The sequence below is a fragment of the Seohaeicola saemankumensis genome (genome assembly GCF_042678485.1).
GTDB lineage: Bacteria > Pseudomonadota > Alphaproteobacteria > Rhodobacterales > Rhodobacteraceae > Seohaeicola > Seohaeicola saemankumensis.
On the sequence record NZ_JBHTKR010000004.1, the window covers coordinates 400754 to 427713 of the forward strand.

A 26960-nucleotide genomic window follows, 5' to 3' on the forward strand; every position below is an offset into this window, starting at 1 on the left:
TAGGCCATCATGCAGGCCCGTGGTCGCACCCGGCGCGGTGTGGTTCCTTCACATATCAAGCGCATTTTTCGCGCCAGCGCCAAGCTCGATGATCTCGGCGGTGATGTCTTCCTGCCTCACCTGGCGCAACATCGCCTGAAAGGTTTCAAGCTCGCGCCCGATCTGACTGCCGGCGGCGGACATGGCTTCCATCCGCGCCTCGTTCTCGGCGGCAAAAGCATGAAGCGCCGCCTTGCAGATCAGCGCATGCAGGTATTCGCGGCCAAGGGAATCGATCAGCCCCTCCAGCGGGATCTGCATCAGCGGAAGATCCCCCCTGGCTGCGGGGAGATGCGACATGTCGATAGGAAACAGAGACTGGCGCACGATGGCAGGACGCCCGAGGTTTGATCCGGTAAAGATGACATCAAGCCGGTCGATCTGATGACTGCCCACCTTGTCAAAGATCGCTTTCGTGATCCTGTGGGCAAGCTTGGGAATGCCGGGACTATGGGACGGTATGGCAGCGGTCCAGGCGGGCACGATACCGCGCGTGGCTGCGATGGCAATGCCACGGGTTCCGATCAGGAACAGTGTATCGGGATCAAGGTCCTCGCCGATACTGTCGATCACATGTTCGGTGAAGGCGCCGGCAAATCCCTGTTCGGCACAAAACACCAGCAGCCCAAGCTTGCCGGAGCCGGTCGCGGATGCCTCTTGCGACGTGGTGATGTCGGGCCCAAGGGCGCGCGCCATCGCTGTCGCAATGGTGGTTGCATAGCTGTCGACCGCCTCGACCTGTGACCTTGCCACATGTGCGCGGGCGGCAGCGATCCCCTTCATGGCGTTCACGACCGCGCCAAGCTGGCGAATGCCGGTGATCCGCGCACTGATTTCAGCCAGCCGCGCGGTCATGGCACCGGGGCTTTCGCGTCTTCGGCCGGATCATCAAGCTCCGGCGGGCTGTCAGAAAACGAGCCGGCAAGATGAGTGACCACCGCGACAAGTGTTTCGCGGGCCTTCGTATCAAGTCTCCCGGTCTGTGCGATGGCCTCAACCATGTCAGGGGCTTCCCTGTCCAAGGCATCGGCCAGACCTGTCCGAAATGCCTCGACGGCTGCGGGGGCCAGCGGATCCAGCGCGCCGGTTTGCACCGCCAGCAGCAGTGCAACCTCATCTGCCAGACGATATGGCTGATGCTGGGGCTGGCGCAGGATCTTTCGGATCCGCTCGCCGCGCGTCAGCTGTTGGCGCACGCGGGCTTCCGGCATCGCGCCAAAACGGCTGAAGACCTCAAGTTCCAGAAACTGGGCATAGTCCAGGCGCAAAGAACCCGCAGCCTCGCGCAGCACCGGGGTCTGGGTCTTGCCGCCAACCCGGCTGACACTCAGCCCCACATCCACGGCGGGTTTCTGACCCTGATGGAACAACGGCGCATCCAGTACGATCTGGCCATCGGTGATCGAGATCAGGTTGGTCGGGATAAAGGCCGACAGGTTGCCCGCCACGGTTTCCGCAATCGGCAAGGCCGTGAGGGACCCGCCACCGCGCGCCGGGGACAGTTTTGCCGCCCGTTCCAGCAGGCGGGCATGGATGTAGAAGACATCGCCCGGATATGCCTCGCGCCCCGGAGACTGCCGGGTCAGCAGCGCGATTTCACGATGGGTGGCGGCATGTTTGGACAGATCGTCGATCACCACAAGGGCATGTTGCCCCTGATCGCGAAAGTATTCGGCCATGGTCATCCCGGCATAAGGGGCGATCCATTGCAGGCCCGGCGCAGAGGCCGCGCTTGCGACCAGAACGATACAGCGATCAAAGGCGCCCTGGGCCTGCAACGCGTCAACGGCCCGGCGCACACTGGATGTCTTTTGTCCGACAGCCACGTAGATGCAGATCATGTCGCTGTCGCGCTGGGCGATCAGCGTGTCGATGGCCAGTGTTGTCTTGCCGGTCGAATGATCGCCCACGATCAGTTCGCGCTGGCCCCGGCCCAGCGGAAACAGCGTGTCCAACACGGCGATGCCGGTTTGCACGGGTTCGGTTACAAGGTCACGCTCGATGATTGCGGGGGCGGGGCGATCGATGGGCCAGCGCGTGTCGGACAGCACCGCGCCCTTGCGATCAAGCGGGCGGCCCAATGGATCGACGATCCGGCCCAGCAGCGCCTTGCCGACCGGGACGCTGACGACCTCGCCCGTGCCAAAGACCTTGTCGCCCGCTTCGACCCTGCTTGCGGCATCCAGAAGCACACATCCGATCAGATCGGGGTTCAGAACCCGCGCAAAGCCGAACTGGCCCCCTTCGAACCGCAGAACCTCGTCCAGCCGGACATCGCGCAACCCCGAGATCATCGCGACCCCGTCGGCGATCTCTTCGACCCGGCCCCTGTGTTCTGTCCGCGGCCCAAGCTTCGCGCGCGCAAGAACCGCGCGCGCGCCGGCCAGCCAGTCCTGGGGGTCAGGCTGCATCCTGTAGATCCTTCAGTATGGCTTCAAGGTCCGCAGCCCAGTTGCTGTGCAGCACGAAATGCCGCGTGCGTATTTCGAAACCGGCGATCAGCGCAGGGTCCGTCCTGAAGTTCAGACGCGGCTGACCCTCCAGCGCGGCCCCGACCGCTTTTTCGATCTGCGCCGTTGTTTCGTCATCCAGTTCGACCGCACTGATCAGATCGATACCGCCCACCGTGCCGGCCAAAGCGGCCTTGTCCTTGTGGGGCATTGCATCGATGGTCTCGATCAGCTGATCCAGAAACGGCGTCTTGAGCTGTCCGGCATCCGCTCTCTCAAGCAGTTTCCGCGCAATATCCACGGCCAATCGCGCCGATTCAGATGCAGCAGCCATACGGTTTGCATCGCGGACATGCTCGCGTTCCAACTGCGCTGTCCTCAGCAGTGCCTCTGCCTTGGCGGCAGCGTCCTTGAGGGTTGCCTTGGCGGCGGCATCGGCCTGCAAGGCGGCCTCGGTCAGCAGGGTGTTCCGCTCTGCGGCCATGCCCTCGCGGGTTGCTATGACCTCGGCCAGGAAATCATCGGCTTTGGCTTGCGCGGCCTTTGCGTCTTTCAGGATGCCTTCGACCGTGCCCTGTCGTCTTGCGATAGCTTCTGCCACCGGCCGCCAGAAAACCCGTGACAGCAGCCAGACAAGGATCAGGACGTTGACGGCCTGCAATCCAAGGGTCCACCAGTTGATCGTCATGCGTTCACACAAGCAGCGGGTTGGCGAAAAGCAACAGCAACGCGATCACAAGGCAGTAGATCGCCGTTGTTTCGATCATCGCCAGTCCGACGAAAAGCGTGCGCGAGATCGTGTTGGCCGCTTCTGGCTGACGCGCGATGGCATCCATCGCGGCGGCGACGGCGCGCCCTTCGGCCAGCGCGGGCCCGATCGCGCCAAAGGCCACGGTAAAGGCCGCACAGACAATGCTGACAAGGCTGAGATAGTCCATCAGATATCCTTTTCGTTTGGAGAGGTTGCCGGGTCTGCGGTTGTCGCGCCGGCTGTGCCTGTCGCGACGGCAGCCGTGATGAACACCATCGCCAGAACCGCGAAAATATAGGCCTGCACCAGCCCGGTCAGCAGATCGAGCGCCATCAGCGGGATCGGCACAAGAAGCCCCGCCAGCGAAGCCACGATTCCGATGACGAAAACGCCGCTCATCACATTGCCGAACAGGCGCACGAACATCGAAAAAACCCGCGTCACGCTGGACAGCATGTTCAACGGGATCATCACCGGGTTGGGCGAGGCAAAGGATCTGAGATAACCGCCAACGCCGCCGCCGCGCACGCCGAACCAGATCACCGAAAGAAAGACCAGGATCGCAAGGGCCGCATCGGTTTCAAGTTGCGCCGTCGGGGGTTCGACCCCGGGCACAAGGGATGACCAGTTCGCGACTAGGATGAACAGGAACAGTGTGCCGATGAACGCGCGATAGGGCGAGGGGCTGGCACCGGTCGTCTCGACGATCTGGGTGTCGAGCGTGGCGACAAAAAGTTCCAGCGCCGCCTGGGGCTTTGTCGGAAGCAAGGCCAGCCTGCGGGTCAACAGCCCCGCCCCCAGCACCAGAGCCGCCATGATCACCCAGGTCGTGACAACGGATTGCGCGATCGGAACCGGCCCAAGCTGGAAAAGGATGGTGGAATCGAGCGGTGAATTCATGTCCGATCCGTCCTGTTGTGGCGCAGCATCAGGGTCTTCACCGTCAGAACGCCCGCCAGCGCCGCCAAAAGGGCAAGGCCGCCAAACAGCACCGCAAGGTAGAAACCGGCCCCGATCATGACCAGCCGCGCAAGAGACAGCGCAAGGGCCAGGACCGGGCTTGCGCCATCGACGATCAACGCGGTTGTCCAGCGCAGGGTGCGGAAATAGGCCAACCCAAGAAGCAACCCGCCCGCGAAGCAAAGCGGCAAGGTCAGCACAAGGGGCAGTGTCTGGGTCATGGTCATCGCGCATTCATCCATTTCCAGGCGGTCCAGCCGCCAAGACAAAGGCCCAGCACCATCAAGGGCGCTGTCCAGAAAATCCCGCTGGACAGGCGGGCATCCAGCCATCGGCCCAGGAAAAGCCCGGCAAGCGTGGGTGTGACAAGGATCCACCCCAGCACGCCGATCTGCGCCAGCCTGCGGCCCACGGACATGTCACCTTCTTGCAGCCACCGCGCGCGCCGGTCACGGCGCAGCCGGGTTTCGCGCACCAGCGGGTCTTCGTCCGGTTTGGGCCTGGGTGTCTGCGTCATTGGAACTCACCTGCGTTTGCGCCAGGTTTCAGGCGGCTGATCATCCGGCGTATGGCATTCAGTTGCAGGCGAACGGTTTCGACATGATCCATCCGCTCCTGATCCTCGTCCGACTGGAACCGCGCCAGCACCTGCCGGTCGAGTATGGCAAGATCGTCACCGGCCACGGCCTCGCGCGTGGCAATATCGACCATGGTCGCGTGGTCATCCGCATGGCTTACGGTCATCACCCCGCCACGAACCGCGCAGAACCGCTCCGCGTCGGCCTGCCGCCAACTGACGATCGAGACGGCAAGCGCCGTCAGAAATGGCGCATGGCCGGACAGGACACCGAAACTTCCGCTAGCATCTTCGGCGCGCAAACTGTCGATCTGACTATCCACAATGACCGACAGCGGTGTCACGATCCTCAACCTCATGCGGCGTCTCCAGCCTTTGATGCCGCTTGGGCCGCGTTCTTCCGTCTTGCGTCCTCAAGCGTGCCAACCATGTAGAGCGCGCTTTCCGACCAGCTGTCTGTCACCCCGTCCAGGATCGCCTGGCAGCCAGCCAGCGTATCAGCCAGCGGAACACTGGCCCCCCTTGTGCCAGTGAAGGCTTCGGTCACCATGAAGGGCTGGGTCAGAAAGCGTTTCAATCGCCGTGCGCGTTTGACCAGCAGCCGGTCCGCCGTGCTCAACTCCTCGACCCCGAGAAGCGAGATGATATCCGTCAATTCACGGAATCGGGCCAGGGCCTGACGCACCGCCTCGGCGATCTCGTAATGCGTCTTGCCCACGACCAGCGGGTCCAGCAGGATCGAGGATGAGGCCAGCGGGTCAATGGCCGGATAGAACCCTTCGGCCGCCTGCGCGCGGCTGAGGACGATCACGCAATCCATATGGCTTGAAATCGTCGTGACGGCCGGATCAGTGAAATCGTCCGCAGGCACATAGACCGCCTGAATTGCCGTGACCGCGGACCCCGCGACCGATGCGATGCGTTCCTGCAGGCGGGCAACTTCGGTTGCGAGTGTCGGCTGATAGCCCACGCGCGACGGCAGGCGCCCCAGCAGGCTTGAAACCTCGGCGCCGGCCTGAACGAAGCGAAAGACGTTGTCCATCAGCAACAAGACATTTCGATGCTGATGGTCGCGGAAGTATTCCGAGACAGTCAGCGCAGTCAGCGCCGCGCGCCAGCGTGCGCCCGGCGGTTCGTTCATCTGGCCATAGACCAGAACGGTACGCTCCAGCACGCCAGAGCCGCGCATCTCCGTCAAAAGTTCGTGGCCCTCGCGCGATCTTTCCCCGATCCCCGCAAAGACCGAGATGCCCTGGTATTTTTCGACCATGGCGCGGATGAGTTCCATCACCAGAACGGTCTTGCCCACACCGGCGCCACCGAACATCGCGGCCTTGCCACCCTGCGCCATGGGTGTCAGCAGGTCGATCACCTTGATCCCGGTTTCAAAGACATCCGTAGTGCGGGTCTGGGCATGCAGGGCTGGCGGCGGCGCATGGATGGAACGGCGTGGCGTGTCATCGGGCAGCGCCTCTCCGTTGTCCTGAGGCTCGCCCACAACATCCAGAAGCCGGCCAAGAACAGCCTTGCCGACCGGCACCGTAACAGGGGCGCCGGTGGCATAAACCGAAACTCCACGCGCAAGCCCGGCCGTGGATTGAAACGCGACCGCGCGCAGCGTGGTCTGATCAAGATGGCTGTGGACCTCCAGAACAAGCGGCGCAGGCCGGTCCCATTCGACCACAAGCGCCGAATTGATCGGCGGCAGGTCGGTCCCTTCAAAGACCACATCGACAACCGCGCCACGCACTGCATGAACGACACCATAGGGCGAAGCCGGTATACTTGACGGATCTGGTTGGTGTTGCATGTTTCGGACCTTCAAGCAGGGAACACGTGCGTGCCTGACAAAAAGACCCTAGGTGATGAAGGGAAAGGATGCCTTGATCTGTGTCAGCCAGCGGCGCAGCGGCGCGATGCGCGCCCCCGCGCAACGGGTATCCTCTGTCCGAAAGGGCTGACTGCCTTGCACATGCGGACCCTGCACAGCTTGCCAGGCATGCCATTTGGTCAACGCATCGCGCTGGCCACGCGCCAGGGATCAGACGAAGCGCCGGTTCGAAGCAAAGGCCGCGATCGACATGTTGGGCAGTCGTCCTTCGGCCAGATCCGCCACGATCCGTCCGGTGATCCCGCCAAGTGTCAGGCCGACGTGCTGATGCCCGAAGGCATGAATAATCCGGTCGGAATGCGGGGCATATCCGATGACGGGCATGCTGTCGGGCAGGGTCGGCCGAAAGCCAAGCCAGTGGCTGTCCGGGGCCGGCAGCGCACCCAGCATCGCGGCACCTTTCCGGGCGATATAGTCCAGCCGGCCCTGGTTTTCCGGCGCGCTCAGCCGCGCGATTTCCACCGTGCCCGCCAGCCGCAGCCCCTGTGCCATCGGTACGGCATAAAAACCGCCCTCGGCCCATCCCACAGGGCGTGTGATCCGATGCCCGTCCTGCGAAAAGATCAGATGATAGCCCCTTTCGGTGCCCAGCGGCAGGTTCTCGGCGCCGGATCCCTTGATGGATCCTGCATGGGCGCCCGCTGCGATGACCGCCCGCCCGGCATCCATGCGGGTGTCGCCGACGGCGACCTCGACCCCTGTGGCATGGGCGCGGATTTCGCTGACGCGCGCTTGCCGCCACTGGCCGCCCAGCGCAAGAAAGCGGCGGTGCATCCGGTTGATCAGCTCTTGCGGGTCACGCACGGATCGCGCCGCGTGATAGTGGACCGCCGCGTGGATCGGCAGGTTCAGACCCGGCTCCAGGGCACGGGTTTCTTGCGGCCCCAGAACGTCGAAGGGGATGCCAAGGGCCTTGCGGAAAGACAGGCCCTGCTTGTCACCCTCTGCCCCGGCCTTTGTGGACCAGACGGTCAACTGACCCCGATTGACGATCAGATCCTCGGCCCCGGCCTCGGCGATCAGCGGGTTCAGGCCCGCATCCGCATGGCCCATGAGATCGGCCAGTTGCCGCGCGATGTATTCTGACCTTGCCGGGCGGCAGTTGGCCAGGAAAGACAGCATCCATCGCGGATGACGTAGCGCATGCATCAGGTCGACCGACAGCGGGCTGTCACCGCGCAACAGCAGTCTTGGCAGCGCGCGCAGCACGGCGGGGCTGTTCACGGGCATCACCGCATAGGTAGCCAGCGTGCAGGCATTGCCGAAACTGGTCCCTGATCCCGGTGGATTCGGATCGCAAAGCAGAACCTTCAAGCCGCGCTTTTGCGCCCATAGCGCTGACGCGGTCCCCACGATCCCCGCGCCGATAACGACAAGGTCGAAATCCTGCATGCTGTCCTCCCTAGGTGCGCGCTGAGGTGGGCATGTGGCGCCTGCCTTGTCAATCGAACCTGCGGTTCGCACATGATGCAGCCCGTCGAAAAGACGCTGCTTTGACCTGGATCAGCGACGCGACCGCGCCTTCCATGACATCCAAACAGTGATGGCCTGGTTGCCCGGTCTCACCGCGCACCAAGAGCTGACGACGGACAAGAAGGGGCACCGATGCTCGACGATCCATACGAAGTCCTGGGCCTGACCAAGGCAGCAACGGCAGATGACATAAAGAAAGCCTATCGCAGGCTGGTCCGCGCCAGTCATCCCGATCTGCATCCTGACGATGCGGGGGCAGAGGCGCGTTTCAAGGCGATCTCGGCGGCCTATGACCTGCTGAAGGATCCCGAAACCCGGGCGCGTTATGATGCGGGCGAAATTGACGGGCTGGGGGCAGAGCGCCCGCAGCGCCAGTATTACCGGGATTTCACGGAATCGCCTGAAAACACCTATTATCAGGGGCGCGGATTCGGACCGGATGTCGATCCTGCGGATATTTTCGCCGAGATCCTGCGCAACCGCAGGCGCGCGCCGGGTGCGGATGATGTCGCGGGGCGAGGGTTCTCTGCGCCGGGTCCGGACATGCGCTATACGCTGGATCTTCCGTTTCTGGATGCGGTCCGGGGCACCGAGACCCGCATCACCCTGCCCGACGGTCAAAGCCTTGCCGTCAGAATCCCGCAAGGTACCGAGGATGGCCAGACCTTGCGCCTGCGCGGCAAAGGCGCGCCGGGCTATGGCGGTGGGCCGGCGGGTGATGCCCTGATCACCGTTCTGGTCAGGCCGCATCCGGTTTTCCGGCGGGAAGGCGACGACATCGTCGTGACCCTGCCGATCACCATCGACGAGGCGGTTCTGGGGGGCAAGGTCGAGGCCCCGACCATTGATGGCCCTGTCGGGCTGACCATTCCGAAAGGGGCAAGTTCGGGTCAGGTTCTGCGGTTGCGCGGGCGCGGGGTCGCGCGCGCGGGCCAGAAGTCAAAGGGCGATCAGCGCGTTGAATTGAAGATCGTCGTTCCGGCGGACCCGGATCGGAAACTACGGGATTTCCTTGCGGAATGGGGCAAGACACAGACCTTTGATCCCCGGATCGACCTGATGAAAAGGGCTGCACGATGACAGACCGGTTTTCCGAAGACGAGGTGGTCGCAAAAGTCACACGACTGACCCGCAGCCAGCTTGAACGCTTTGTCGCGGCTGATTTCGTCAAGCCGCAACCCGGTGCCGGTGGCCATGTCTTCCGGCAGGTCGATATCGCGCGGCTGGAGCTTCTTTGCGATTTGTCCGTCGATCTTGATCTGGACGAGATGGCATTGGGCATCGTGATCTTGCTTCTCGATCAGCTGCATGCCGCGCGTCAGGATCTGGCGACCATGGCGCTTGCGATTGACACGCTGCCGGACGACATGCAAGCCCGCGTGGCCGCTGCGCTGAAGCGACCCTGATCGCGGCTGCCGGGGCACGCTGCATTCCCCCCGCGCGCGCCGGTTTTTCAGGCGATGGCGGATGACATCATGTTTTCTGGTCGCGGCTGAATTGCGATACCCGGTCACAGGGCCTAGGGTGCGGGCATGTTCGCATTTGTCGCCGCAGTCTTCTTTCTGATCATCACGCCCGGTCCCGGTGTCCTGTCCACGGCCGGGGTCGGCTCGGGCTTTGGCTTCAAGGCGGGGTCGCGTTATGTCCTGGGGTTGTTTCTGGGCACGAACCTCGTGGCGATCGCCGTCGTAAGCGGCCTTGCCGCCCTGGTTCTTGCGGATCCGCGCATCCGCACGATTCTGTTCGCGCTGTCCTTTTCCTACCTGGCCTATCTTGCGTTCCGCATCGCCTTTGCGGGCAACCGCGTGGCCTTCATCGAACGCGCCCGCCCGCCGGGTGTCGGGGGCGGGCTTCTGCTTCAGATCGTCAATCCCAAGGCCTATGCGGTGAACACAGCCCTGTTCACCGGGTTCGCCTTTCTGCCGGACAGCTATGCCGTGGAGGTGGCGATCAAGTTCCTGATCATGAACGCGATCTGGATTCCCATCCATTTCCTGTGGCTTATGGCGGGGGTCACGCTGCACCGGCTTGATCTGTCCGAGCGCAGTCATTCCCTGATCAATATCGGCATGGCGCTGTCCATGCTTGCGGTGGTCGCCATCGCGGTCATCGCCCAATTGCGATAGCAGCGGGTACCGCTGATCCAAGGATCTCCGCCTTGCGCGCCTAGGGGACGTTGGCGGCACCGCATTCCAGAAGATGCGCCATCATGCGGCTGACAGCACCTGTGCGCCGCGTGCTGCCCGGTGCGACATGGTAAGCCCATGGGCTTTCGGGGCGCAGGGCAAAAGGTTCGACCAGAAGGCCCCGATCCAGGTAGAGCCGGGCAAGCGATGTCACGGCGATGGTGACGCCCAGACCCTGAACCGCAAGTTCAAGTGCGACGTTGGAACTGTTGGACCGGAACTGCGCGCCCGTTGCCAGATCGGTCTGCCCCAAGGCCGGATCGTTGCCCGCCTGGGCCATGAGGGACCAGTATTCCTGACGTCCTGACACCAGAATGCGCGGAAGCGCCGCAAGATCGGACAGATGCGCGCAACCATCGGCCAGCGCAGGCGCGCAGACCAGGGACAGGGTTTCGGGCCATAGCCGCCGTGCCCCGGGCGGCACCTCGTCATGGCGACAGACCGAGATGGTCAGATCGGCAATCGGATCTTCGCCGGTTTCCCAGACCGTGCCGTGGATCGTCACTTCGATATCGGGATGCGCGGCATGGAAGCTGGCGACGGCCTGCGGCAACCAGTTTTCAGCCAGGCTGACGGGGCAGGCCACCATGACGGTCCGGTCCCGTCCGCCAGACGCGATGGCATCGGTTGCCGCGTCGATCTGGGCCAGCGATTGCCGCAGCGTCGGCAGAAAGGCCGAACCCACCTCGGTCAGTTGCAGGCTGCGCGCATGGCGCAGGAACAGATCACGCCCGATATATTGCTCCAGCGCCCGGACCTGACCGCTGATGGCCGCCTGGGTATAGCCCAGCTCGCCCGCGGCTTTCGTGAAGCTGAGGTGCCGGGCCGAGGCTTCGAAGGCGCGGATCAGGTTCAGGGGCGGTGGCGGTCTGGTCATGAAACCCTCGTCGCGTGCTCTGCAGGCCGTTCACGCATCTTTCGCGCGCGATATCCCCCATGACAACGTTTTATTTATGGCATGACCCCGAAACATCCATGTGCGCCCCCTTCTGCCCCCGTCTATCTTGGGTCTTGCCTGTTGGGTGCATGAGCGCGTTCAAGGGCATGGCAGGTCAACGAAAGGACCCCCGATGACCGATGACCGGCGCAGCGGAGGGCGGCGTGGAAAAGCGGCCCGTACGGGCACCGGCCTGTCCCAATTGCCATGGCGCAATGTTGAAAATCCGAATGCCCCGCTCGCGATGGCCGACCCCGAGGCGATGGACAGGCTGCATGAAACCTCGATCCGTATCCTGTCCGAGCTTGGCATTCGCGTTGTCGGCGACAAGGTCATCGCATTGTTCGAACAAGCGGGTGCGCTGGTCGATCGTGACACCGGGATGGTGCGGATCGACGAAAGCATCGTGGCGGCGGCCCTGGCCACGGTGCCGCGCGCCTTTACGCTGACCCCGCGCAATCCCGCCCGGCGGCTGACATTCGGGGGGCGCGCGCTGAACTTCGGTCTGGTGGCGGGGCCGCCCAATGTGCATGACGCCTTGCGGGGGCGGCGGCCGGGCAACATGGCCGATTACAAGGATTTCATCCGCCTCGCGCAGCATTTCAACGCCATCCACATGATCGGCAACCAGGTGGCCGCGCCGCAGGAGTTGCCGGCGAACACCCGCCATCTTGATTGCTACATGGCCAACCTGATGTTGTCCGATCTGGCCTATCACTGCACGGCGATCGGGCGAGGCCGCGCGATGGACGGCATTCGGATGATGGCGATATCGCGGGGGATCACGCTGGACCAGATCGCCAGCGATCCCGGCGTCATCACGATCATCAGCGTGAACTCGCCCCGTCTGTTCGATCAGGAGATGGGCGAGGGGCTGATCGCCATGGCCGCACACGGCCAGCCGGTCACGATCACCCCTTTCACGCTGATGGGGGCGATGACACCTGTCACCCTGGCCGCGGCACTGGCCCAGCAGAACGCCGAGGCGCTGTTCGGCATCACGCTCACGCAGCTGGTGCGCCCCGGTGCGCCGGTGATGTACGGGGCTTTCACCTCGAACGTGGACATGCGGTCTGGCGCGCCTGCCTTTGGGACGCCGGAAAACACGCGGGCCAACATCATCGCGGGGCAATTGGCCCGGCGCTACGGGTTGCCGTATCGCAGTTCGAATTCCAACGCCTCGAACGCCTGCGACCTGCAGGCCGCCTATGAAACCTCGATGGCGACATGGGGCGCGGTGATGGGGGGCGCAAACCTGATCTATCACGCGGCCGGCTGGCTGGAGGGCGGTCTGACGGCCAGTTTCGAAAAGCTGGTTCTGGATGTCGAGATCTTGCAGAACATGATGGAAATCCTGCGGCCTTTCGATGCGTCGGACGCCGAGCTTGGCTTTGATGCCATCGCGGAGGTTCCCACGGGCGGGCATTTCTTTGGCAGCCCCCACACGATGGAACGCTATGAGACGGCATTCTACCGTCCGCTTCTGTCGGACTGGACAAACCACGGCGCCTGGGAAGCGGCCGGATCGCATGACGCGCTTTATCGGGCGACGGGCATCTGGCAGCAGGCGCTGAAGGACTACGAAGAACCCGCCATCGACCCGGCCATCCGCGAAGAGCTGGAGGCCTATGTCGCCAACCGCAAGCAGGACATCGGACAGGACGAACCATGAGCACGACCCAGCCCAACACCACGGCAAAACCGCTGCCAAGCCATGCCCCTGCCGTCGTGATCGGTGGCGGGCTTGTCGGCTGTTCGATCCTGTATCACCTGGCGCAGAAGGGCTGGACCGATGCGGTCCTGCTGGAACGGTCCGAGCTGACCTCGGGGTCGACATGGCATGCGGCGGCCAATATCCACGGTCTGCATGACATCACCAACATCAGCCGCATCCAGCATTACACGATGCAGCTTTACAAGACGCTGGAGACCGAGACCGGGCAGGGTTGCGGCATTTTCCAGCCCGGATCGCTGTATCTGGCGCAGACCGAGGCGCGCGAACATCAGTTACGCATCCAGGCGGCGCGCGCGCGCCGCTATGGCATGAACTTCCACGAGGTGTCGCGCACCGAGGCCGAGCGGTTGCATCCGCTGGTCGATTTCGATGGCATCCGCTGCATCATGTACGAGCCCGACGGCGGCAACGTGGACCCCTCGGGCGTCACCCATGCCTATGCCGCCGGTGCGCGGGCGCTGGGCGCTTCGATCCATCGTTTCACGCCTGTGACCGGGACAGAGGCGCAAGCGGATGGCACATGGATCGTGCGGACCGAACGCGGGGATATCCGCACGCCCTGGGTGATCAACGCGGCCGGCCTGTGGGCGCGCGAGTTGGCGCAGATGGCGGGGCTGACCCTTCCGCTGGTGCCGACGGAGCATCAGTATTTCGTCACCGAAACCATCGCCGAGGTGGCAGCACTGGGCCGCCGGCTGCCATCGGTCGCGGATCGTGACGGTGAATATTACCTGCGTCAGGAAGGGCTGGGCCTGCTGGTCGGCGCCTATGAGCGCGACATGCGATTCTGGGCCGAGGACGGCACGCCGCAGGGTTTCGGTCACGAGCTTTTCGCCGATGATCTTGACCGGATCGAGCCGAACATGCTGCGCGCCATCGCGCGCGTTCCCGCCGTGGGGCAGGCCGGGATCAAACGGGTCATCAACGGCCCGATGATCTGGTCGCCCGACAGTTCGGCCCTGTTCGGGCCGGTGCCTGAAATGCGGGGGTATTTCTGCTGCTGCGGGATCATCCCCGGCTTTTCCCAGTCGGGCGGTCTGGGCAAGCTGGCCGCCGAATGGATCGTCGAGGGCGAGCCGGTGCTGGACATGTTCAACTGGGACATGGCCCGCTTTGGTCACTGGGCGGACAAGGCATTCACCCGCGCGCGGGTCGAGGATCAGTATGCGCATCGGTTCAAGATCCATTTCCCGACGGAAGAACGCGCGGCGGGCCGCCCCGTGCGGTGTCGACCGGCCTATGCCATGCAAAAGGACATGGGCGCGGTCTTTGGCCTGAACTACGGCTGGGAACATCCGCTGTGGTTCGCCGCGACGGGCGAGCCGCAATCCGAAACTTACGGCTTCACGCGGCAGAACTGGTTTGGCCCTGTCGGCCGCGAGGCGCGGATGTTGCGCGAGCGGGCCGGAATCATCGACATCTCGAATTTCGCCAAATACCGCGTGGCCGGCCCTGGGGCCGAAGCATGGCTGAACGCCCTGTTCGCCAACCGCATGCCGGTGCGTATCGGCCGGTCCTGCCTGACGCCCCTGATCGGCGCACGTGGCGGCATCGCCGGGGATTTCACGGTCACACGGCTGGGCGAGCACGAGTTCTGGGTGATCGGATCGGGCATGGCCGAAAGGTTCCACCAGCGCTTCTTCCGTGCCATCCCCCTGCCGGAAGGCACGACATTCGAAAGCCTGACCGAAAGCACCTGCGGCTTCAACGTGGCAGGCCCCAAGGCACGCGACCTTCTGGGTCGGCTGACAAATGCGGATCTGACGAATGCCGCCTTTCCCTTCATGTCATCGGCCCGCATCGACGTGGCGGGTGTGCCCTGCGTCGCACTGCGCGTCAGCTTTACCGGCGATCTGGGGTGGGAGTTGCATTGCGCCGAGGGTGATCAGGTGAAGCTTTACGCGGCACTTCTGGATGCCGGCCGCGAGCTTGGCGCCGGTCCGGTTGGCAGTCGCGCCCTTGCCAGCCTGCGGATCGAAAAGGGCTATGGCTCCTGGGGGCGTGATTACAGCCCCGAATACTGGCCCCAGGAATCAGGGCTGGACCGTCTGGTGAAGGCCGACAAGCCGTTTCTGAACAAAGCGGCCTGGGACGCGATTGCCGCCAAGCCGCCGCGCGATGTGATGACCATGCTTGATATCCACACCGATGGCGCCGACGCCTGGGGCGGAGAGCCGGTTTTCCTGGCTGACGGCACCCCGCTTGGGCAGGTGTCATCGGGCGGTTATGGCTTTTCTGTGGGCAGATCGCTGGCCATTGCCTATCTCAAGGCGGAGCAGGTCAAGCCGGGTGACAGGGTCATGGTGTCGATCCTGGGGCAGGACACACCCGCCACCGTGCTTGAGAAACCCCCGTTTGACCCCGAAGGGCTGCGCTTGCGCGCCTGAGGTCAGTGTCGGGCCGACTGATGGCAGGAAACGGTGCCCCTGGACAGGGGCGGGATGGCGCGATTTCCACAATCGCGCCCAATCTTTGACAAGATTACCCCATATCAACAACGGCGAGTCCTGCGTTTGTGTATGCAGGCCTCAGTTCCGCGTGCGAGTGATTTTTTTCCAAATCCTTTGATTCGCTCCACGAGGAAAACATGGAAACCCCCTGCAAGACACGCATGACCGAGCAGTATTCCGGCGCGACGGGGCGCGCTGCGCGCGTTGCTGCGAATCGGGTGAGAAAACCTGGAAGACTTGGCAGATTCGTCAGCGATCAGGACGGCAGCTACACGATCGAAAGCATCATCTGGTTGCCGATCTACGTTTTCGTTCTGGCAATCATGGTCAACGTATCGATGGTCTTCTTCAACGAATCCCAGATTTTGCGTGTGGTTCAAGACGGAAACAGGTCTTTTTCCGTGGGACGCATCGATACGCTTGAAGCCGCAGAGCAATATGTGCGGGATCGCCTGGCCTATCTTGATGTCACGCCTGTCGTGAACTCGCAGCTGGTGGACGGGATTATATACACCGACCTGTCCATACCGGCGACCGAACTGATGCCATTCTCGATTCTGCACAAGTTTTTCCAGAATACGAACATCGTTGTGTCCGCACAGCAGATTGTGGAGTTCTGAAAATGCGAACCTTTGACATGCTGATCAGGATCCAGACTTTTCTGAAAGAGGAAAAGGGCACAGGAACCCTGATGGCCCTTTTCTTCTTTTTGATTTCTGCCGTGATCGGTGGTCTGGCAATTGATTTCAACAAGGCGATGGCACGGCGGACGCATCTTCAGGTGACGGTAGATGCCGTGGCGCATGCGGCGCTTTACACCCGCGATCGAAAATCCAGGGAAGAGGCCATTGCCAAGGCCCTTGAAATCGCGGCCGTCAACCTGCCTGCCGCCAGAAACGGAAATGCGCTGATTGCGGAAGATATCGAATTTGGTGTCTGGGACGCGGAAAACAGCGTCTTCACGCCGGATCCGTCGTCCAAGTCGGCCGTGCGTGTCAGCGCCTACCGGATACTTCAGCGGGAAAACGCCATCCGTAACCTGCTGCTCGGGATAGTGGGGTTCGATACGTTCGATCTGCGCCGCACGGCGGTCTACATCACATATAAACCCACATGCTTCCGCGAGGGGTTCGTGGCCGACGGAATGGTCGATGTGCAGAGCAACAACTCGTTCCAGAACGGCTTTTGCATTCACTCCAACGATCATGTGAAGGTCAGCTCGAACAACTTCTTCGGCGATAACACCATCGTGTCGATGCCGAATACCGATCACCTGCAACTTCCCCGATCCGGCTTTGAAACCAACATCGGCCTGGAAGAAGCCCTGCGTGACAACGGTTATCAGATCATGGTGCTGAACCGCCTTCAGGAAATTGTGACGAACCTGTCCAGCAATTCCACCGAAACCCGGCCCGATTACATTACCTACGGCGGTGTCCCGGAGGTTCTGGATGGCAAGCAGGTGACGGGGAGCGAGTTCCAGCCCGGCAAGTCCTACTATGTCGCCTGCTCGGGCAATTCGACCATGTTCATCAACAACGGCGGGGTCATCCGCGATACGACCATCGTGACCAATTGCCCGATCAAGTTCGGCCAGGGTACGACGCTTGAAAACGTCGTGATGGCGACGACGAACACGGGCGACAAATCGGTATCGGCACCCTCGACGCTCCAGCTTGGCAAGAATGACAAATGCGCCAAGGGTGGTGGCGCACAGATCCTGACCATGGGCGGTCTTGATGCGGCAGCAGACCTGCGGATGTATGGTGGCCAGATAATCGCCAAGGGAAATGTGGCTTTTGCCGCGAATGCCAACGGGATCGAAGGCGCCTCGATTATCGCGGGTGGCACGATCAGCGGGACGTCCAACATGACGATGGGCTTCTGTGGAGACGGTATGGAAGACAGCTTCACGGCCGAATATTTCCGCCTGGCGCTTTGACGCCCGATCAAGGGACAACAAGAAACTATCGGCAGCCCCCGGCCTTTCCAGGCCGGGGTTTTTTTCCACGACATGCTTTTCCGCAGCAGCGGCGCTTGCGGGGCTTGTCTCTATCGCTGATGGACCTAAGGTTCCCGTTTGCCCGGCAACGGGTTGTCAGACAAGGGATTGTCCATGATTGCAGCCGCCCTGGCCGTTCCCGGCGATATCGACACAGTGACCGGCGGCTACATCTATGACCGAAGGCTTCTGGAAGAGTTGCGCGCTACGGGGCGCGACATGCGCCTTGTTTCGCTGCCCTCCGGTTTTCCGTTTCCATCCCCGCAAGAGATGGACCAGGCAATGAATGCCTTGCAGGCGCTCCCCGCGTCCTGCCCGGTGATCATCGACGGTTTGGCTTTTGGCGCGCTGGACCCTGCGCGGGTGCGGCTGATCAAGGCCCCGATCGTGGTGCTTGTCCATCACCCGTTGGCGCTGGAAAGCGGCTTGCCGCAGGATATTCAGGACCACCTCTGGCGGACTGAACGTGAAAACCTGCGCCATGCCGCACAGGTGCTGGTGCCCAGCCCGCACACCGGGGCAATCCTGACAGAGCGTTACGATGTTCCCGCAGAGCGCATCCATGTCGCCTTGCCCGGTATTGACCGGCCTGCGCCCGTCGCGCCCATTGCACCTGTGACCCTTGAAAGTCCCCCCTTGATCCTGTCGGTCGGTATCCTGCATCCGCGCAAGGGCCATGACGTGCTGATCGATGCCCTGGCCCATCTGGCCGATCAGGACTGGCGGGCCGAAATCGTTGGCACACCATGGGAAAAGGGTCATTCCGACGCGCTGCAGGACCGCATTCGGCACGCAGGGCTGTCAGAACGGATCACCCTGGCCGGTCGTGTATCGGACCGGGTGCTGGCGCAGCTTTATCAACGGGCGTCGATTTTCGCGCTGGCGACGCGTTATGAAGGCTACGGGATCGTCTTCAACGAAGCGCTGGTGCATGGTTTGCCGATCGTATCCTGCCGAACAGGGGCAGTTCCCGATACGGTGCCCGCTGCGGCGGGTCTGCTGGTCGATCGGGATGATCCGCTGGCCTTTGCCGGGGCGTTGCGCAGCCTGCTGACCGATCAGGACCGGCGCGACCGCATGGCCGAAGCCGCGCGGCTGGCAGGGGCTCGCCTGTCTTCATGGGCCGAGACCGCGCGGATTGCCGGTCTTGCGCTGGATGCCGCCGCGGCGGGCCGGTCATGAGCGACAGGCCGCTGAAAGATGATCTTGTCCTTGTGCAACATGCGGCGCGCGCGGCAGGCGAAATCCTGATGGATCATTGGTCGCACAGACAAAACCTGCGTGTCACGCAGAAGCGCGCCGGCGACTTCCTGTCCCAGGCCGATCTGGAGGCCGAGGCCTGCCTGCGTGACATATTGCTTGGCACCTGTCCGGGCGACGGCTGGTTGGGCGAGGAAACAGGCGCCAGCGCCATGGGCGCCAAGGGGCGCCGCTGGATTGTCGACCCGCTGGACGGCACGACCAATTTCCTGCGCGGCATCCCGCATTGGGCCGTGTCCATCGCGCTGGAGGTTGATGGTGAACTCTGCGTGGGTGTTGTCCATGACCCGGTCAAGGGCGAGACGTTTTGCGCCGGCATCGGTTCAGGCGCATGGTTGAACGGTGCGCCGATACAGGCGGCAGAGACCGCAAGCATGCCCGCCGCCCTGTTCGGCACGGGCATTCCCTTCGGCGGAATGGATCACATTGATGATCATGCGGCCGACATTGCCCGGCTGATGCCACGTTGCGCGGGTGTGCGTCGCATGGGGGCCGCAGCGCTTGACCTGGCCTATGTGGCCGCTGGCCGGCTGGACGGTTTCTGGGAGCGTCGTTTGCGCCCCTGGGATATCGCGGCCGGGCTGGTACTTCTGCGTGAGGCGGGTGCGGTGGTCGCGGCTCTCGACCCGACCGAGAGGCCCGAGGACCAGGGGACGGTTCTCACCGCATGTCCGGCCCTGTTCGATGCCTTCGCCGCCCTGCTGCGCGGTCAGCCGGGCAGTTCGGACCCGGTCAGCCGCGCGTAAAGATCGCCGGAACGGGCCGTTGCGGGCAGGCTGTCCAACCAGGCCCGCGTTGCTGTCGCATCGCGCCACTCGGCCCACAGAAACGCCCCGTTTTCCCCGGTCACGGGATTGAACCGATAGGGCCCCAGCTCCATCAGGCGGTCAATCACGGCCTGGGTCAGCCCCGACAGGCCGGGCAGATATTCCACCGATACCATTTCCACGGGTTGGCTGAGGCCGGACAATACCTCAAGCTCGAAACCTTCCACGTCGATCTTGATATAGCGCGGCAGCCCCTCTTCGGCGATCAGCCGGTCAAGGGTCGTGACCTGAACCTGCTGCTTGCGGTCCCAGCGCACATGATCGAAGCCATGCGTGGCCCCCGCATCCTCGACAAATCCGGCCTTCAACGACGAGACGGTGGGATGCAGCGATGATACCGCCATCTCGGCCAGGGTTTCGGCGCCCCCGGCCGCGGCTTCGACAAGCCGGATGTCATCGGGCAGGGTCATTCGCAAAAAGGTGGTGAAGGGCGCTTGCGGTTCCAGCGCCACGACTCGCGCCCCGGCGGCCCGCATTGCGCGCGCGCGCGTCCCGACATGCGCGCCGACGTCGAAGACAAGATCGTCCTGGCGCAGCAAACCGCGATAGAACCGCCGCAGCGGGACGGTTCTCACTGGATTGTGATAGATTGCGATCGACCTCAACAAGCCGATCCAGACACGCAGCGACAAGCTCTCTCTCCTCGGGAAACAAGGCACAATCCCATGGAGCAGATAGATAGCGCATCTTCTCAATGATCCAGACCGCATGGGCAGAAGATTGCCCAGGTGCATCAATCCATCACGCAAAACGAATGCGTGGTCTTGTCTGCGCCCGTTCAATACTAGTTTGAAAGTGATATAATGGAATTTTGAGTGTCAGATGAACCTACTCCGCCCGGCCCCTGCCTCTGCACGCGTCGCTCAAGACCATGCCCTGCCATTTCTTGCGCCCAGTCGTCTTGAGCGTGTGATGCGCTTGAGGGGCGACATGCGCATGGGTCTTCCTGTCGTGGTGACACATGCCGGTGAAGCATGGCTGGTCGTCGCGGTCGAGGCGCTGAGCCCGGAACGGCATGACGCGATGACGGCCAGCGGCGTCGAGGCAACGCTGGTGCTGACGGCAAGACGCGCAGCGGCCGCGGGAATAGTGGCCATGCCTGCGATGCAGACCGATACGCTGGTTCTGCCGGTGCCACGGCAGGCCGGGCTGAACTGGCTGTTGGCGATGGCCGATCCCTTGCGGACGACCCTGCGCGCGGCGCTGCCCTTGGGCGAAGACCAGATGCGCGCACCTTTGCCGGGCACACAGTTGCATATGGCCGGTGTGGCGCTGGCGAAAGCCGCCCAATTGCTGCCAGCGGTGCTGGTCGTGCCACTTGCGTCCGGCGCGATGCATGATCGGCTGACCCGTAACGATGCAGATGGGCTGTCGGCAATGGCGGCGCAGGACATTCTGGACGAGCTGTCAAAGGAACGGATGCAGCATCCGGTATCTTCGGCCAGGTTGCCGATGGCCGTGCATGACGCGGGTCGCGTGCATGTATTTCGGCCCGATGATGGCAGCATCGAGCATTATGCGATCGAAATCGGCACACCCGACCGCGCAGCGCCTGTCCTTGTGCGCCTGCATTCCGCCTGTTTCACGGGTGATGTTCTGGGCAGTCTGAAATGTGATTGCGGTCCGCAACTGCACGCCGCAACGGCGGCCATGGCCGCCGCCGGGGGCGGTCTTCTGCTCTATCTCAACCAGGAGGGGCGCGGAATCGGCCTTGCCAACAAGATGCGGGCCTATGCCTTGCAGGATCAGGGCCTTGATACGGTCGAGGCAAATCATCACCTGGGTTTTCAGGATGACGAACGCGATTTCAGGATCGGTGCCGCGTTGCTGTCGCGGCTGGGGATCGACAGGGTGCGCCTGCTGACCAATAACCCGGCCAAGCTGGCGATGCTGCAGAAACAGGGTGTCGCAGTCACTGAGCGTGTGCCGCTTGTCGTGGGCAAGACCCCGCAGAACGCCGATTATCTTGCGACCAAGGCCGCAAAATCCGGACATCTGTTCAAATGACCGCGCTTGCCCTTTGGTGCGTGGCCCCGGACCGGGCCGAGATCAGGCCCGGTCATGTCGCGGCAGATGGGGTCGCCATCGAAGCAATGTTCTCGGGCATCAGTCGCGGGACGGAACGGCTTGTCGCGGCAGGCCGCGTTCCCGCGTCGGAATATCAGCGGATGCGCGGACCCGGCATGGAAGGGGCCTTTCCCTTTCCGGTCAAGTACGGCTACTGCAGTGTCGGGCGCGTGACCGAGGGTGCGCTGGCCGGGCGCAATGTTTTCGCGCTGTTCCCGCATCAGACCGCCTATCGTCTGCCCGAAGCTGCGCTAACGCCGCTGCCAGATGCGCTGCCGCCGGAACGTGCGATCCTGGCCGCGAACATGGAAACCGCATTGACGATCCTGTGGGACAGCGCCGCCGGAGCGGGTGACCGGATCGCGGTGATCGGTGGCGGTGTGGTCGGCGCGCTTGTCGCCTCACTGGCCGCGCGATTGCCCGGCGCAGAGGTGACACTGGTCGATATCAATCCTGACCGCGCGCAACTTGCCAAGGCCCTGGGGATCGCCTTTGCACAGCCTGATGCGGCACCGCAGGATTGTGACGTGGTCATTCACACCAGCGCGACCGAGGCGGGTCTGGCGCTGGCGCTGTCCCTTGCGGCACAGGACGCGACGGTCGTCGAGGCCAGCTGGCACGGCGACGCACCGGTGTCGCTGCCGCTGGGCGGGGCGTTTCACAGTCGCCGCCTGCGTCTTGTCAGTTCGCAAGTCGGCCATTTGCCTGCGGAACGGCTGCCGCGTTGGACCTATGCGCGCCGGATGGGCAAGGCGCTGGACCTGCTGTGCGATCCGCGGCTGGATGTTCTGATTTCGGGTGAAAGCGCCTTTTCCGATCTGCCGGCAGATTATGCCCGTATCCTTTCGGCACCCGATACACTGTGCCACCGTATCCGCTACTGAAACCACGCTCGAACACCCCTCAAGGAGGCCAAATGTACGCCGTCGAAGTCCGTGACCATATCATGATCGCCCATTCCTTCCCCTCGCCGGTCTTTGGCCCTGCACAGGGTGTGCATGGCGCGACCTTTACCGTCGATGCCGCCTTCTTTGCCGATGATATCGACGAACACGGGCTGGTCGTCGACATCGGCCTCGCGATCGAGGCACTGGCCGCGGTTCTGGAACCCCTGCGCTACAAGAACCTGGATGAGGTGCCGCAATTCAAGGGGATTTTCACCACCACCGAATTCCTCTCGGGGCATATCTTCCGCGAGATGGCGGCCAAGGTGCGGTCTGGCGCGCTGAAGGACGCAGGCCGGGTCAAGCGGTTGCGGATCACCCTGCACGAAAGCCACATGGCGCGTGGCTGGTTCGAGGCGGAGATCTGAGAGATGGGATTCAGCGCCGCATGGCTTGCCCTGCGTGAACCGGCCGATCACGCGGCACGGGATGCGGCGCTATTGGCCGCCGCCGCGAAGGCAGCAGGCCAGCCTGCGGTGATCGTCGACCTGGGTTGCGGCACGGGATCCACGATCCGCGCTTTTGCCGGCCATCTGGCGGACGGTGCGACATGGCGGCTGGTGGACAATGACCCCGAACTGCTGCGCCACGCCGCCGCGGCAACGCAGGGCGTCGTGACGACACACCGGATCGACCTGCGCGATCTGGAGAGTTTGCCCTTGGATGGGGCCAGCCTTGTGACGGCTTCGGCCCTTCTGGACCTGTGCTCGCTTGACTGGGTCGAAAGGTTGGCGGCACGATTGGCCGATCACCGTCTGCCCTTCTACGCGGCACTGACCTATGATGGCGATATGCACTGGACCCCGTCCGATCCTGCCGACGCGGCGGTCACCAGGGCGTTCAATCGCCATCAGGTCGGCGACAAGGGCTTTGGTCCCGCGCTTGGGCCAGGTGCCACCGATGCCATGGCCGCAGCGCTGCAGCGCCGGGGCTATGCCCTGCGCCGCGCCGACAGCCCGTGGCAACTGGGTCCGGCGCAGTCCGCGCTTCAGATTGAGTTGCTGGGCGGTATCGCGACGGCAGCAGAAGAGGCGGGTGAAGAACTGGCCAAGGCATGGGGTGGCACCCGGGCTGCTGCGGCGCAGACAGCCCTTTGCCACATCGGGCACACTGATCTTTTGGCCTTGCCGCCAGATGCGCCATGATCGGCTGGAAAGGAGGACAACGATGCACAATGTGACCGTTACCCCCGAAGTTTGGGAGCGTATCCTGGCAATCCGGTCCGGCCGCGCCTGTTCCTGTTGCGGCAACTGGTCCGATGGCGAGAGCGCAGCACTTGATCTTTATGGACCGCTGGCGCGCCGCGATCTTGGTCCGATCACGGTGGCACAGATCGGACAATCGCTGGACGGTCGCGTTGCGACCGTGTCGGGTGATGCGCGCGATGTGTCCGGTCCCGACGGGCTGGCGCATCTGCACCGGATCCGGGCGCTTGTGGATGGGGTGATGATCGGCGTGGGCACCGCCCTTCACGACAAACCACGCCTTGACGTGCGGCTGTGCAGCGGCCCCAACCCCGCGCGGATCGTGATAGATCCAAAGGGCCGTCTGCCCGACGATGCGCTGGTTCTGCGCGCCGATGGCTGCCGCCGCTTGGTGATTCAGGCGGTTGATCGCAAACGCCCCGCCGGGGTCGAGGTGATCCGCCTGCCACTGGTCGACGGCCTCTTTGCACCCCAGGCGATACTGGCCGCACTGCACGAGGCGGGGTTGTCCACGCTGTTGATCGAAGGTGGCGGGATCACCATTGCGGGCTTTCTCGAAGCACAGTTGCTGACCCGGCTTCAGATTGCCGTCGCACCTTTGCTGATCGGCGCGGGGCGCGCGGCCCTGACCACGCCAAATGCACGGCTGACCCTTGCCGAATGCATCCGTCCCGACACACGCGTTTTCGGGCTTGGATCGGACGTGGTGTTCGATTGTGGCCTCACGCCGCTGGCCAATGCCGCGGCGCTTCCCTTGCATGACCGGGCCAAGAGCAGCCCGTGCCAGACCGCATCCTACCTGTCCTGATGGCCGGATTCGGGGGATCACCCGCGCCCGGCGCGCTGGAATGCGTCAGTTGGAATATCCACCGTGGCCGCGGTCAGGATGGGCGCGTCGACCCGGATCGGACGGCGGATGTGCTGCTGTCCGAAGTGCTTGTCCCGCGAACCGACGTTCTTGTCCTGCAGGAGGCGGATGAAGAAAGCCGCCCACATCGCGGCTTTCTGGATATCGGCCGGATCGAGGATCATGGCGGCCTGCGCCATGTTCACCGCGATCCTGCATCGCGCTGGGGCCAGGACAGTCACGGATTTCTGGGTGTGATCGTGTTCCTTGCACCGGATATCGTGGTCGAGGATGTGACGCTTGTTGATCTGCCGGGGCATTGCCACAGGGGGGCTGTCGTGGTCGATGCGAACCGCGACGGGCACGCCTTTCGCGTGATCGGTACGCATCTGTCATTGGGGCAGCCGTTGCGTATCGCGCAGATGCGGGTGATCGGTCAGCACCTGCGCCGCCGTACTCTGCGGCAGAACCTGCTGATCGGTGATCTGAACGAATGGCGCCCCTGGGGCGGTTTGGCAATGTCTCCGCGGTTGCTGGGGCAGGCCCTGAAAGGGGCCGCAAAGGCCAGCTTTCCGGTGGCGCGCCCGATCTTCCCGTTGGACCGCATCCTGACCACCGCGCCCGGCCGCGTCGAGGACATGCGCGCGCTGGACGGTCCCGGCATTCGCATCGCCTCTGATCACCGTCCGGTCACGGCACGTGTCACGCTGGGTTCTGCGGCGGGCAACGATCCGGCCTGACCGCATCGATCCGGCCGATCAGCAGCGGTGCCGCGATCATCGGGGCCACCAGCGGCGCGATCCAGGCCGCGCCCTGCGGGTTGAGTGTGACCACAAGCGCAGTCAGGCCAAGCCCGGTCGCCATTTCCAGCAGGCCTTGCGGCAGGACGGGGCCATTTCCGCCGGGGCGTTTCCAGCCGCAATCCCGACCACAGAGAACCGAAACCACAGCCGCCGTGTGATGCAGCATGACGATCGGCGCCAGCAGGCTGGACAGCATCAGTTCCGCGGCAAGGGCGCGGCATGCCACCTGGCGCCGCCAGGTCGTAGCGCCGGGTCCTGCCAGACGCCAGAGGCCGGCAAGCTTCGGTATCAGAAGCGTCAGAAGGATCAACGCGAAGGCAAGCCCGCTTTCCAGCGTTACAAGACCCGTTCCCATCAGGATTACCAGCGCCAGCCAAAGCGGTGCGGCCAGGAACCCGAAAACCCCCGAGGCCAGGTGCAGACGGCTGAGGGGGTGCAACCCCTGCATGCCGACAAGCCGCAGATGCTGCAGGTTGCCCTGGCACCAGCGCCGGTTGCGCCGGTGGAATTCAGCCAGGGTCTGAGGCCCGTCTTCGGCACTTCCTGCTGGATCAGGGTCGAAAACCACGGCCCAGCCCGCCCGCCGGATCAACGCGGCCTCGATGAAATCATGGCTGAGGATGTCGCCGCCATAGGGGGCGGGACCGGATAGCCGGGGCAGGCGCGCGGCTGCCGCAAAGGCCGCTGTGCGGATCAGGGCGTTGTGACCCCAGTAATTGCCGGTCCGTCCCGTCCATGCGGCAAGACCGGCGGCATAGGGTGGTCCCAGAACCCGCGAGGAGATGCGCTGCACCTGCCCAAAGCGGCTTTGTGCCGGAACCAGCGACATCCCGGCCTGCAAAAGGCCAAGCCCCGGGGTGGTTTCCATCCGCCAGATCATGCGGCGGATGCGCTGACCGCTCATTTGGCTGTCCGCATCCAGTACCAGCATATGGTCGAAATCCTGCCCCTGCCGGTCGAACCATTCGGCAATATTTCCGGGCTTGCGCCCGTCGTTATCGACGCGACGGCGATAGGTGATCCTGTTTGCAGCGATCAGGTGATCAAGCGCCGCGGCTTCTGCCAGGATGGCATCCGCCCCGAATGTATCGGACAGGACGATCAGTTGCGCCTGTCGGGCCAGCCCTACGGCCTCAAGCTGCGCCGACAGCTTGTCCAGACGCGTGGCGACGGCTTGCGGATCCTCCCGGCACAGCAGCATCAGGACGGCCGTTTGCCCCTCGGGCTGCCAGCCCTGCGGTGGGGCGGTCCCTGGCCGTGCCGGATAGCCAAGCCCGGTGAGGGAAGTGGCGGCCCCGCCAGCAATCCACAGGAAGCCCGGCAGCATCAGCGCCATGGCGGCAAGACTCCAACCTGTCCAGACCGCGATCCCGGCCGCGACGCTGCCCGCCAAAGTGGCGGTGATGACCAGTGTCAGCGCCACAAAGACAGGCCGCGCCGCATCGGCCCCTCTGCGCGGGCTTGCAGCGACAGGCGCGGTGCGCCCGCGCCGAATATCCATATGTCTGGCCTGATAGGTCACGCGCGCGGCTGTTCCTTGTTGCGGTGTCTCGGAT

The 26960-nt window shown here is 63.6% G+C and carries 28 protein-coding genes; 15 read left to right on the forward strand and 13 right to left on the reverse strand.

Features of this window, described 5'->3' with window-relative positions:
* Nucleotides 1-48: 48 nt before the first annotated feature.
* The 10 genes from ACFQ3C_RS11595 to ACFQ3C_RS11640 form a co-directional block, all read right to left on the reverse strand.
* A complete protein-coding gene (locus ACFQ3C_RS11595; protein WP_380791869.1) occupies nt 49-894 on the reverse strand; it encodes a F0F1 ATP synthase subunit gamma in 846 nt (281 codons plus the stop codon).
* On the reverse strand, nt 891-2450 hold the full coding sequence (locus tag ACFQ3C_RS11600) for a F0F1 ATP synthase subunit alpha (RefSeq protein ID WP_380791871.1): 1560 nt from the start codon (nt 2448-2450) through the stop codon (nt 891-893). The genes ACFQ3C_RS11595 and ACFQ3C_RS11600 overlap by 4 nt, the downstream gene beginning before the upstream one ends.
* Nucleotides 2440-3177 (reverse strand): F0F1 ATP synthase subunit delta, encoded by a 738-nt coding sequence (locus tag ACFQ3C_RS11605; protein WP_380791873.1) that lies wholly within the window; start codon nt 3175-3177, stop codon nt 2440-2442. Before ACFQ3C_RS11605 ends, ACFQ3C_RS11600 begins: the two co-directional genes overlap by 11 nt.
* 4 nt (nt 3178-3181) lie before the next feature.
* Nucleotides 3182-3427, reverse strand: coding sequence for a F0F1 ATP synthase subunit C (locus ACFQ3C_RS11610; protein ID WP_380791875.1), 246 nt, complete (start codon nt 3425-3427; stop codon nt 3182-3184).
* Nucleotides 3427-4140 carry a F0F1 ATP synthase subunit A gene (locus ACFQ3C_RS11615; RefSeq protein WP_380791877.1) on the reverse strand — a complete coding sequence of 238 codons (714 nt, stop codon included), beginning with the start codon at nt 4138-4140 and terminating at the stop codon, nt 3427-3429. The genes ACFQ3C_RS11610 and ACFQ3C_RS11615 overlap by 1 nt, the downstream gene beginning before the upstream one ends.
* Nucleotides 4137-4421 carry an N-ATPase subunit AtpR gene (locus ACFQ3C_RS11620; protein WP_380791879.1) on the reverse strand — a complete coding sequence of 95 codons (285 nt, stop codon included), beginning with the start codon at nt 4419-4421 and terminating at the stop codon, nt 4137-4139. Before ACFQ3C_RS11620 ends, ACFQ3C_RS11615 begins: the two co-directional genes overlap by 4 nt.
* Nucleotides 4422-4423: 2 nt before the next feature.
* The gene (locus tag ACFQ3C_RS11625) at nt 4424-4717 is read right to left on the reverse strand and encodes an AtpZ/AtpI family protein (RefSeq protein ID WP_380791881.1); all 294 of its coding nucleotides are present in this window, start codon (nt 4715-4717) and stop codon (nt 4424-4426) included.
* Nucleotides 4714-5136, reverse strand: a complete 423-nt coding sequence (locus tag ACFQ3C_RS11630; RefSeq protein ID WP_380791883.1) for a F0F1 ATP synthase subunit epsilon — start codon at nt 5134-5136, stop codon at nt 4714-4716. Before ACFQ3C_RS11630 ends, ACFQ3C_RS11625 begins: the two co-directional genes overlap by 4 nt.
* Complete coding sequence (atpD, locus tag ACFQ3C_RS11635; protein WP_380791885.1) at nt 5133-6587, reverse strand: F0F1 ATP synthase subunit beta; 1455 nt, start codon at nt 6585-6587, stop codon at nt 5133-5135. Before atpD ends, ACFQ3C_RS11630 begins: the two co-directional genes overlap by 4 nt.
* A 231-nt stretch (nt 6588-6818) precedes the next feature.
* Nucleotides 6819-8060: an NAD(P)/FAD-dependent oxidoreductase gene (locus tag ACFQ3C_RS11640; protein WP_380791887.1), complete on the reverse strand. Its 1242-nt coding sequence runs from the start codon at nt 8058-8060 to the stop codon at nt 6819-6821.
* A 213-nt stretch (nt 8061-8273) separates the two neighbouring features.
* On the opposite strand from ACFQ3C_RS11640, the gene ACFQ3C_RS11645 reads away from it, so the two are divergent.
* The 3 genes from ACFQ3C_RS11645 to ACFQ3C_RS11655 all read left to right on the forward strand — a co-directional run bounded on the left by ACFQ3C_RS11645 (nt 8274) and on the right by ACFQ3C_RS11655 (nt 10267).
* The gene (locus ACFQ3C_RS11645; RefSeq protein ID WP_380791889.1) at nt 8274-9221 is read left to right on the forward strand and encodes a DnaJ C-terminal domain-containing protein; all 948 of its coding nucleotides are present in this window, start codon (nt 8274-8276) and stop codon (nt 9219-9221) included.
* Entirely contained in the window at nt 9218-9547 is a 330-nt protein-coding gene (locus tag ACFQ3C_RS11650) for a hypothetical protein (protein WP_380791891.1), read from the forward strand. Before ACFQ3C_RS11645 ends, ACFQ3C_RS11650 begins: the two co-directional genes overlap by 4 nt.
* 126 nt (nt 9548-9673) lie before the next feature.
* Nucleotides 9674-10267 (forward strand): LysE family translocator, encoded by a 594-nt coding sequence (locus ACFQ3C_RS11655; RefSeq protein ID WP_380791893.1) that lies wholly within the window; start codon nt 9674-9676, stop codon nt 10265-10267.
* A gap of 40 nt (nt 10268-10307) precedes the next feature.
* On the opposite strand, the gene ACFQ3C_RS11660 is transcribed toward ACFQ3C_RS11655, so the two are convergent.
* Nucleotides 10308-11204, reverse strand: a complete 897-nt coding sequence (locus ACFQ3C_RS11660) for a LysR substrate-binding domain-containing protein (RefSeq protein WP_380791895.1) — start codon at nt 11202-11204, stop codon at nt 10308-10310.
* A 193-nt stretch (nt 11205-11397) separates the two neighbouring features.
* Between ACFQ3C_RS11660 and ACFQ3C_RS11665 the strand changes: the two genes are divergently transcribed.
* The 6 genes from ACFQ3C_RS11665 to ACFQ3C_RS11690 all read left to right on the forward strand — a co-directional run bounded on the left by ACFQ3C_RS11665 (nt 11398) and on the right by ACFQ3C_RS11690 (nt 19457).
* On the forward strand, nt 11398-12936 hold the full coding sequence (locus ACFQ3C_RS11665) for a trimethylamine methyltransferase family protein (RefSeq protein ID WP_380791897.1): 1539 nt from the start codon (nt 11398-11400) through the stop codon (nt 12934-12936).
* Nucleotides 12937-12968: 32 nt separating this feature from the next.
* Nucleotides 12969-15386 (forward strand): GcvT family protein, encoded by a 2418-nt coding sequence (locus ACFQ3C_RS11670; protein ID WP_380792139.1) that lies wholly within the window; start codon nt 12969-12971, stop codon nt 15384-15386.
* Nucleotides 15387-15610: 224 nt separating this feature from the next.
* Complete coding sequence (locus tag ACFQ3C_RS11675; RefSeq protein WP_380791899.1) at nt 15611-16069, forward strand: TadE/TadG family type IV pilus assembly protein; 459 nt, start codon at nt 15611-15613, stop codon at nt 16067-16069.
* Between the two features lie 17 nt (nt 16070-16086).
* Nucleotides 16087-17391: a TadE/TadG family type IV pilus assembly protein gene (locus tag ACFQ3C_RS11680; protein ID WP_380791901.1), complete on the forward strand. Its 1305-nt coding sequence runs from the start codon at nt 16087-16089 to the stop codon at nt 17389-17391.
* A 174-nt stretch (nt 17392-17565) separates the two neighbouring features.
* Nucleotides 17566-18633 carry a glycosyltransferase family 4 protein gene (locus tag ACFQ3C_RS11685; RefSeq protein WP_380791903.1) on the forward strand — a complete coding sequence of 356 codons (1068 nt, stop codon included), beginning with the start codon at nt 17566-17568 and terminating at the stop codon, nt 18631-18633.
* Entirely contained in the window at nt 18630-19457 is an 828-nt protein-coding gene (locus tag ACFQ3C_RS11690) for an inositol monophosphatase family protein (RefSeq protein WP_380791905.1), read from the forward strand. The genes ACFQ3C_RS11685 and ACFQ3C_RS11690 overlap by 4 nt, the downstream gene beginning before the upstream one ends.
* On the opposite strand, the gene ACFQ3C_RS11695 is transcribed toward ACFQ3C_RS11690, so the two are convergent.
* Nucleotides 19421-20113, reverse strand: coding sequence for an FkbM family methyltransferase (locus tag ACFQ3C_RS11695; RefSeq protein ID WP_380791907.1), 693 nt, complete (start codon nt 20111-20113; stop codon nt 19421-19423). The genes ACFQ3C_RS11690 and ACFQ3C_RS11695 overlap by 37 nt on opposite strands.
* Before the next feature lie 361 nt (nt 20114-20474).
* Between ACFQ3C_RS11695 and ribA the strand changes: the two genes are divergently transcribed.
* The 6 genes from ribA to ACFQ3C_RS11725 are packed head-to-tail and all read left to right on the forward strand — an operon-like array spanning nt 20475 to nt 25341.
* Nucleotides 20475-21545, forward strand: a complete 1071-nt coding sequence (gene ribA / locus ACFQ3C_RS11700) for a GTP cyclohydrolase II (protein ID WP_380791909.1) — start codon at nt 20475-20477, stop codon at nt 21543-21545.
* A complete protein-coding gene (locus ACFQ3C_RS11705) occupies nt 21542-22489 on the forward strand; it encodes a zinc-dependent alcohol dehydrogenase (protein ID WP_380791911.1) in 948 nt (315 codons plus the stop codon). Before ribA ends, ACFQ3C_RS11705 begins: the two co-directional genes overlap by 4 nt.
* A gap of 32 nt (nt 22490-22521) precedes the next feature.
* The gene (locus tag ACFQ3C_RS11710) at nt 22522-22917 is read left to right on the forward strand and encodes a 6-pyruvoyl trahydropterin synthase family protein (protein WP_380791913.1); all 396 of its coding nucleotides are present in this window, start codon (nt 22522-22524) and stop codon (nt 22915-22917) included.
* A gap of 3 nt (nt 22918-22920) precedes the next feature.
* A complete protein-coding gene (locus tag ACFQ3C_RS11715) occupies nt 22921-23694 on the forward strand; it encodes a class I SAM-dependent methyltransferase (RefSeq protein WP_380791915.1) in 774 nt (257 codons plus the stop codon).
* 22 nt (nt 23695-23716) lie between these two features.
* Nucleotides 23717-24562: a RibD family protein gene (locus ACFQ3C_RS11720; protein WP_380791917.1), complete on the forward strand. Its 846-nt coding sequence runs from the start codon at nt 23717-23719 to the stop codon at nt 24560-24562.
* On the forward strand, nt 24562-25341 hold the full coding sequence (locus ACFQ3C_RS11725) for an endonuclease/exonuclease/phosphatase family protein (protein ID WP_380791919.1): 780 nt from the start codon (nt 24562-24564) through the stop codon (nt 25339-25341). Before ACFQ3C_RS11720 ends, ACFQ3C_RS11725 begins: the two co-directional genes overlap by 1 nt.
* Here ACFQ3C_RS11725 and mdoH read toward each other — a convergent pair.
* Nucleotides 25304-26926 carry a glucans biosynthesis glucosyltransferase MdoH gene (gene mdoH / locus ACFQ3C_RS11730; RefSeq protein ID WP_380791921.1) on the reverse strand — a complete coding sequence of 541 codons (1623 nt, stop codon included), beginning with the start codon at nt 26924-26926 and terminating at the stop codon, nt 25304-25306. The two genes, ACFQ3C_RS11725 and mdoH, sit on opposite strands and share 38 nt — an antisense overlap.
* Nucleotides 26927-26960: the final 34 nt, after the last annotated feature.

What these genes read in the sequence shown, in the direction of transcription:
- ACFQ3C_RS11690 (WP_380791905.1), top strand. Translation starts at nt 18,630, where the DNA reads ATGAGCGACAGGCCGCTGAAAGATGATCTTGTCCTTGTGCAACATGCG.
- ACFQ3C_RS11600 (WP_380791871.1), bottom strand. Translation starts at nt 2,450, where the DNA reads ATGCAGCCTGACCCCCAGGACTGGCTGGCCGGCGCGCGCGCGGTTCTT.
- ACFQ3C_RS11660 (WP_380791895.1), bottom strand. Translation starts at nt 11,204, where the DNA reads ATGACCAGACCGCCACCGCCCCTGAACCTGATCCGCGCCTTCGAAGCC.
- ACFQ3C_RS11595 (WP_380791869.1), bottom strand. Translation starts at nt 894, where the DNA reads ATGACCGCGCGGCTGGCTGAAATCAGTGCGCGGATCACCGGCATTCGC.
- ACFQ3C_RS11715 (WP_380791915.1), top strand. Translation starts at nt 22,921, where the DNA reads ATGGGATTCAGCGCCGCATGGCTTGCCCTGCGTGAACCGGCCGATCAC.
- ACFQ3C_RS11650 (WP_380791891.1), top strand. Translation starts at nt 9,218, where the DNA reads ATGACAGACCGGTTTTCCGAAGACGAGGTGGTCGCAAAAGTCACACGA.
- ACFQ3C_RS11630 (WP_380791883.1), bottom strand. Translation starts at nt 5,136, where the DNA reads ATGAGGTTGAGGATCGTGACACCGCTGTCGGTCATTGTGGATAGTCAG.
- atpD (WP_380791885.1), bottom strand. Translation starts at nt 6,587, where the DNA reads ATGCAACACCAACCAGATCCGTCAAGTATACCGGCTTCGCCCTATGGT.
- ribA (WP_380791909.1), top strand. Translation starts at nt 20,475, where the DNA reads ATGGGTCTTCCTGTCGTGGTGACACATGCCGGTGAAGCATGGCTGGTC.
- ACFQ3C_RS11620 (WP_380791879.1), bottom strand. Translation starts at nt 4,421, where the DNA reads ATGACCCAGACACTGCCCCTTGTGCTGACCTTGCCGCTTTGCTTCGCG.
- ACFQ3C_RS11685 (WP_380791903.1), top strand. Translation starts at nt 17,566, where the DNA reads ATGATTGCAGCCGCCCTGGCCGTTCCCGGCGATATCGACACAGTGACC.
- ACFQ3C_RS11655 (WP_380791893.1), top strand. Translation starts at nt 9,674, where the DNA reads ATGTTCGCATTTGTCGCCGCAGTCTTCTTTCTGATCATCACGCCCGGT.
- ACFQ3C_RS11680 (WP_380791901.1), top strand. Translation starts at nt 16,087, where the DNA reads ATGCTGATCAGGATCCAGACTTTTCTGAAAGAGGAAAAGGGCACAGGA.
- ACFQ3C_RS11705 (WP_380791911.1), top strand. Translation starts at nt 21,542, where the DNA reads ATGACCGCGCTTGCCCTTTGGTGCGTGGCCCCGGACCGGGCCGAGATC.
- ACFQ3C_RS11720 (WP_380791917.1), top strand. Translation starts at nt 23,717, where the DNA reads ATGCACAATGTGACCGTTACCCCCGAAGTTTGGGAGCGTATCCTGGCA.
- ACFQ3C_RS11610 (WP_380791875.1), bottom strand. Translation starts at nt 3,427, where the DNA reads ATGGACTATCTCAGCCTTGTCAGCATTGTCTGTGCGGCCTTTACCGTG.
- ACFQ3C_RS11645 (WP_380791889.1), top strand. Translation starts at nt 8,274, where the DNA reads ATGCTCGACGATCCATACGAAGTCCTGGGCCTGACCAAGGCAGCAACG.
- ACFQ3C_RS11605 (WP_380791873.1), bottom strand. Translation starts at nt 3,177, where the DNA reads ATGACGATCAACTGGTGGACCCTTGGATTGCAGGCCGTCAACGTCCTG.
- ACFQ3C_RS11725 (WP_380791919.1), top strand. Translation starts at nt 24,562, where the DNA reads ATGGCCGGATTCGGGGGATCACCCGCGCCCGGCGCGCTGGAATGCGTC.
- ACFQ3C_RS11615 (WP_380791877.1), bottom strand. Translation starts at nt 4,140, where the DNA reads ATGAATTCACCGCTCGATTCCACCATCCTTTTCCAGCTTGGGCCGGTT.
- ACFQ3C_RS11665 (WP_380791897.1), top strand. Translation starts at nt 11,398, where the DNA reads ATGACCGATGACCGGCGCAGCGGAGGGCGGCGTGGAAAAGCGGCCCGT.
- ACFQ3C_RS11640 (WP_380791887.1), bottom strand. Translation starts at nt 8,060, where the DNA reads ATGCAGGATTTCGACCTTGTCGTTATCGGCGCGGGGATCGTGGGGACC.
- ACFQ3C_RS11625 (WP_380791881.1), bottom strand. Translation starts at nt 4,717, where the DNA reads ATGACGCAGACACCCAGGCCCAAACCGGACGAAGACCCGCTGGTGCGC.
- ACFQ3C_RS11710 (WP_380791913.1), top strand. Translation starts at nt 22,522, where the DNA reads ATGTACGCCGTCGAAGTCCGTGACCATATCATGATCGCCCATTCCTTC.
- ACFQ3C_RS11675 (WP_380791899.1), top strand. Translation starts at nt 15,611, where the DNA reads ATGACCGAGCAGTATTCCGGCGCGACGGGGCGCGCTGCGCGCGTTGCT.